The organism is Frisingicoccus sp., from assembly GCA_016298055.1.
Lineage (GTDB): Bacteria > Bacillota > Clostridia > Lachnospirales > Lachnospiraceae > Frisingicoccus.
In genome coordinates this window covers 1-4,952 of sequence record JAEDDO010000132.1, presented here as the reverse complement: position 1 = coordinate 4,952, position 4,952 = coordinate 1, and the positions used below count along the sequence as shown (strand labels likewise).

Genomic DNA, 4,952 nt, shown 5'->3' with positions numbered 1-4,952 from the left:
TCTTTTCCCCATATACTTCCCCGGACTCTTGGATATAAGAACAGATCATGTCCCAGAATATTTCCTGCATCCACCCCTGCTTCCTCTGCGATAACATCCATAAATGTTCCGGATACACCTGCATCACCATACAGAGGAAGGAGATCTTTTTGAACATTGTATTTATATCCTTCATTGACACCCCGGTTCATATGAATCGCAAGACTTGGAATCATCAGCAGATCTCTGTCAATTTTTATAAGTCGCGTCCGAATTTCAGAACCTTCACGGACTAAAATTCTTCCGGCCACCGACAATGGTCTGTCAAACCAGGTGGACATAAGCATTCCGCCATAACCCTCAACATTTAAACGGGTATACTTTTTCTCAGACACCAATTCGGGAATCTCTTTAATCTTAAATCCCGGAGAATCACTGTGACTGGCCATAATATGAAATCCATCAAATGTATCTGGAACACAAAAAGCGATAATTGAGGACTGATTCCTTGTCACATAATATTTTCCTCCGTTTTTTAATACCCACTCTCCGCTCTCCTGAAGCTGTTCAAAGCCCTGTGTATCCAGTATATTTTTCAATGTGTGAACCACATGAAAACATGTCGGACTTTGATCAATAAATTCAAGTAACTCTTCTGAACTGAAACTTTCCATTACTGTTCTCCTTTACTTTTATTATACACCCTCAACATAAGCACCTTCTAAAGTCAGTTTTGTAATTCCCGACGGATGATCCCGCCAATTTTTATATTTCGAGATAATAAATTTATCCGCTGAAAAGGCCAGCGTCGGCAGAGCACTCATATCTTCAATGCTAAACCACCCGGCTTCCACAATATCATCACTCGGGTGAAGTTTCTCATCCCCATCATAATGTGCCAGTAATACTACAACCAATGAATGGACACCATTGTCAAAATGATTGGATACCACGTTGATAATACCATCCATAACCACATGGATTCCCGCTTCCTCTTCCACTTCGCGGACAGCGGCTTCCATATAATTCTCTCCATACTCAATATATCCGCAAGGCAGACACCATTTTCCCGGATAAATTGAATCTTTGTGCCGTTTTCCGAGTACAATCTCGCCTTTAGCGTTTACAATCAATACAGCAATGCATGGATATGGATTTTTATAATGAATATATCCACAATTCGGACATTTTTGCCGAAGGATTTCCCCATCCATAAAATCCACACATTCTGAACCACATTTCATACAAAACATTTTTCGCCCTCTAATCGCTTTAATAATATGTAATTTTTACCTGTTTTCCCAGATGTTCCAAAATCTCTTTCAGCTGAACAACAAGATTTTTTCGAATACTGATATCAAAAAGTGTATTTCCCTCATAATTGGCTTCATTGTTTGCCTTTCCGACAAACAGATTGACCTCTGTACAGTCTTCCAGTAAAATACGTGCCAGCTTTGCCCCGCCATTATTCGCATCAAGGGCATCAAAGAATTCCTCATCAATGTCGCCCTCATCAAATCGCCGCAGTAATTTAAACGTATGACTCATTGTCAGAACGCCCTCTGTCACCAGATCGATTCCCCGTATATTAGCTGTCGGCGGAACTTCTTTTGTTCCGTCATTATTATTCGTTATATTTTGACCAAGATATTGTGCCGCAATTTTACTGGTGGTCCCTCCGCATACAATCTTTTTTCCCTCAGAAGCCATAAAGTCCATCATTAGCTTTCTATCATCTTCTTTATCTTTCGGTGGTCCCGTAAATATATTTACAATACGTCTCTCGATCACTCTGGCAACCGCTACAGTTGTATCGTCGCCCGGCCGCTGCTGATAGAGATCATCACACGCCTGACTGAGCAGTGATGCAATTCTTGCTGCAGACTTTGTCTCCTTTGCACATTTAAGTGTATACTCAGCCATGCTCTCCCATGTCCATCCAAGATTAAGAAGTTCACCCACACCGGCATAGATCGTTCCGTCACTCATCAGCACAAAGCAATCATTCGGTTCCACTTTAAAACGATATTCCCGAATCTTTTTCCCGCTGATCTCCCGATAGTTCTCCGGAATCTTCATCAGTTTTTTATTTCTCACAAAAACACAGGATGGATTATCAAACTCAACCAGATACGCATCTCCATTATGAAAAATCTGTAAAATGCTGAATGTAGAATATGCAACTCCACGGACCTTGCAGATCGGCAGTGTACTGGCCAGTGTTTCAACCGCTTCCTCAATAGGTTCGCCTTCTAAAAACATGGTTCCCAGAATCTTAGATGCCAGTGTTGCCAGTATATTGGCTTTAACGCCGCTTCCCATACCATCTGCCAGGATAATAATATCGGAATCATCTGTTTTAAGAATTTCAACTTTATCTCCGCACAGCTCCTCATCGTGCTTATTTAAGCTTTTCCAGGATACATCAATACTGACGTTCATTTTGCACCAACTTTCACCTATCTTATATCATCCTCAAGCATCGAACGTTTCAATTTATTTAACGTTGCCTTCGTCTCAGCCGTCGTCTCGCCTAAAAGTCCGGCGATTTCCTGAGCAACCATCATTTGCTTATCGATAACTTTCTGTGCAGCTTCCACAGTTTTCATCTTCAGCTGATACTGATGTTCCAATTCTTTTTCTTCCGCTGTAATATCCTGAATGATCGTCAGAAGCGCATTCTCATTTTCCATATAAATGACACTGATGAGCGCAGACATATCATAAGGTTCCAACTTGATGCGAAGTCTGTGAACAGGTTCATGTGTAAGCAAAACTTCTTCAAATATCGAAGCATCCATAAATTCAAAAATAAATCTTCCCACAGCTTCTTGTCTTGAAACCTTAAATACCTGTTCTGCTCTCCGGTTAAATTCACTGATCGTCAAATCCTCTCGTATAATCAACACAAGATTCGGAGTCTCTTCCAAAACCAGATTTGCCATGGATCTTGCCTGTTCAAAGGTATGCGGCAAACACATTTCAAGCTCTGCTTTCCCCTGAAATACGGCAATCGCCTTCTCCCGGCAGCTCATATAACCGCAGGCTCCGCAGTTAAGTTCCTGATCTTTATTATATTTGCCTGTTGCCTTCAAAATTTCTTTAATCTGTTCTTCCGTAGGAATTCGATCGGTTGTCTTTCTGGAACGGAAAGTTTTTTTCATATCGACTTCTATCGGATCCTTCAGTGTCTCGGATGGTAAGTATTCAATCTGATCCTCAATATGAAAACGTGCCCTGTAGCGGGAAAACTCCATTTTTGTCGTGGCCGGTCCCTTGACACAGCCGCCCTCACACATGTTCATCTCAATAAAACAATTCTGAATTTCACCTGCTTCCATGGCATCTAAAAGTTCCCGACAATTCTCAATGCCATCCACAAATAAATGTCTGTAGCCGTCCTGACCATTCGAAACAATGACCGACTGGATAATCCCTCTGCTTACCGGATATAGACGGTTTATTTTCGGATCCGGATTCGCCATCGGACGATTCTCACATTCACGAAGAATAATATTTTCGGCAGCCATCCACTCCTTTAACTCGCCAAAATGAATAACCGCATCAATCGCACCTTCTGTACGTTCGTCTTCCTCCGCCTCTTCTTTTTTAGCGATACACGGTCCGAGAAAAACAACTTTTGTATCTTCCCCATAGATTTTTTTAATCAAACGTCCATGGGCCACCATCGGCGACACAACCGGTGCAAGGAAATGTACAAGCGACGGATAATATTTTTCTACAAGATCATTCACACTCGGACAACAGGTTGTAATAATATTGGTCATCTGCCCCTCTGACATTATTCCTACATACGCTTCTGTCACTAAAGCTGCACCTTCTGCTGTCTCTCTGACCGCAGTAAAACCAAGTTTGAGAAGACCGTCGACCACCTGCCCCGGGACATCATAATCCATAATTCCAAGATAGGACGGCGCAATTGACACAACCACTTTTTCTCCGGAACGAATATAATACTTAACCCGATCCAGATCACTGACAAATGTTTTTGCATTCTGAGGACATACTTCCAGACACTTACCGCACAGAATACAATTATCTTTCATGATTTCAGCTTGAGCATCTTTAACCTTAATCGCTTTTACCGAGCATGAACGCACACACTTATAACAATGCTTACAGCTGGCATTTTTAAAATCAATTATTTTCATCCATTCCCCTCCCAAATATTGGTATCCGTTAAAAAAGTCCTGCCCGCAGCTGCGGACAGGACCCCTTACCTTTTATCAGTTCACTGTACGTTTAACATAGCTTGTGTGAAGTACTTCGTGAGCTCTATGACTTCCCGGTTCTCCAAAATATTCCTCGTAAACCTTCTTAATTGAAGGATTCTCATGGGATTTACGAATTGTCTTTGCAGAATCATTGTCATATAATACCTTGGCCCGGATTGCCTGAACATCTACGGTGTTTCGAACCTCTCCGGATACCTGAGGCTGTCCGCCTCCGTTTACACATCCGCCCGGACATCCCATAATTTCAATAAAATGATAAGATGCTTCGCCGGATTTAACTTTTTCAAGAAGCTCTCTTGCATTGCCAAGACCGGATGCCACAGCAATTTTCACATCCATGCCTGCCACATTGTAACTTGCCTCTTTAATTCCCTTTGTTCCACGAACATCAACAAAATCCAGATTTGCAAGCGGCTCACCTGTAAGTGTCTCAACTGCAGTACGAAGTGCTGCTTCCATAACACCGCCGGTAGCTCCGAAAATAACACCTGCACCTGTGGATTCGCCGAGAGGGTCATCAAAGCCTTCATCCGGAAGACTTGTGAAACGGATTCCAAGACGTTTGATCATTCTTGCAAGTTCACGTGTCGTCAATGCATAGTCAACATCCGGTACGCCTGCTGCACTCTGATCCGCACGTCCGATTTCAAACTTTTTAGCTGTACATGGCATAATGCTGACACTGACAATATTCTTTGGATCAATGCCCATCTTCTC

4 protein-coding genes and 1 pseudogene are annotated in these 4,952 nt (G+C 42.3%); all 5 read right to left on the bottom strand.

Annotation, left to right across the window (positions count from 1 at the left end):
• A pseudogene (locus QZZ35_RS09020) lies at positions 1 to 653 on the bottom strand (M18 family aminopeptidase); the annotation flags it as partial.
• Positions 654 to 674: 21 nt separating this feature from the next.
• Positions 675 to 1,232, bottom strand: coding sequence for an NUDIX domain-containing protein (locus QZZ35_RS09015; protein WP_291237100.1), 558 nt, complete (start codon positions 1,230 to 1,232; stop codon positions 675 to 677).
• A 19-nt stretch (positions 1,233 to 1,251) separates the two neighbouring features.
• Positions 1,252 to 2,421 carry a SpoIIE family protein phosphatase gene (locus tag QZZ35_RS09010; protein ID WP_291237099.1) on the bottom strand — a complete coding sequence of 390 codons (1,170 nt, stop codon included), beginning with the start codon at positions 2,419 to 2,421 and terminating at the stop codon, positions 1,252 to 1,254.
• Between the two features lie 17 nt (positions 2,422 to 2,438).
• The gene (locus tag QZZ35_RS09005; protein WP_291237098.1) at positions 2,439 to 4,151 is read right to left on the bottom strand and encodes a [Fe-Fe] hydrogenase large subunit C-terminal domain-containing protein; all 1,713 of its coding nucleotides are present in this window, start codon (positions 4,149 to 4,151) and stop codon (positions 2,439 to 2,441) included.
• Positions 4,152 to 4,226: 75 nt separating this feature from the next.
• Positions 4,227 to 4,952 (bottom strand): [Fe-Fe] hydrogenase large subunit C-terminal domain-containing protein (locus QZZ35_RS09000; RefSeq protein WP_291237097.1); only part of this gene is annotated, 726 nt, incomplete at its 5' end.

Coding starts and splice junctions, on each gene's coding strand:
- QZZ35_RS09015 (WP_291237100.1), bottom strand. CDS start 1,232: ATGTTTTGTATGAAATGTGGTTCAGAATGTGTGGATTTTATGGATGGG.
- QZZ35_RS09010 (WP_291237099.1), bottom strand. CDS start 2,421: ATGAACGTCAGTATTGATGTATCCTGGAAAAGCTTAAATAAGCACGAT.
- QZZ35_RS09005 (WP_291237098.1), bottom strand. CDS start 4,151: ATGAAAATAATTGATTTTAAAAATGCCAGCTGTAAGCATTGTTATAAG.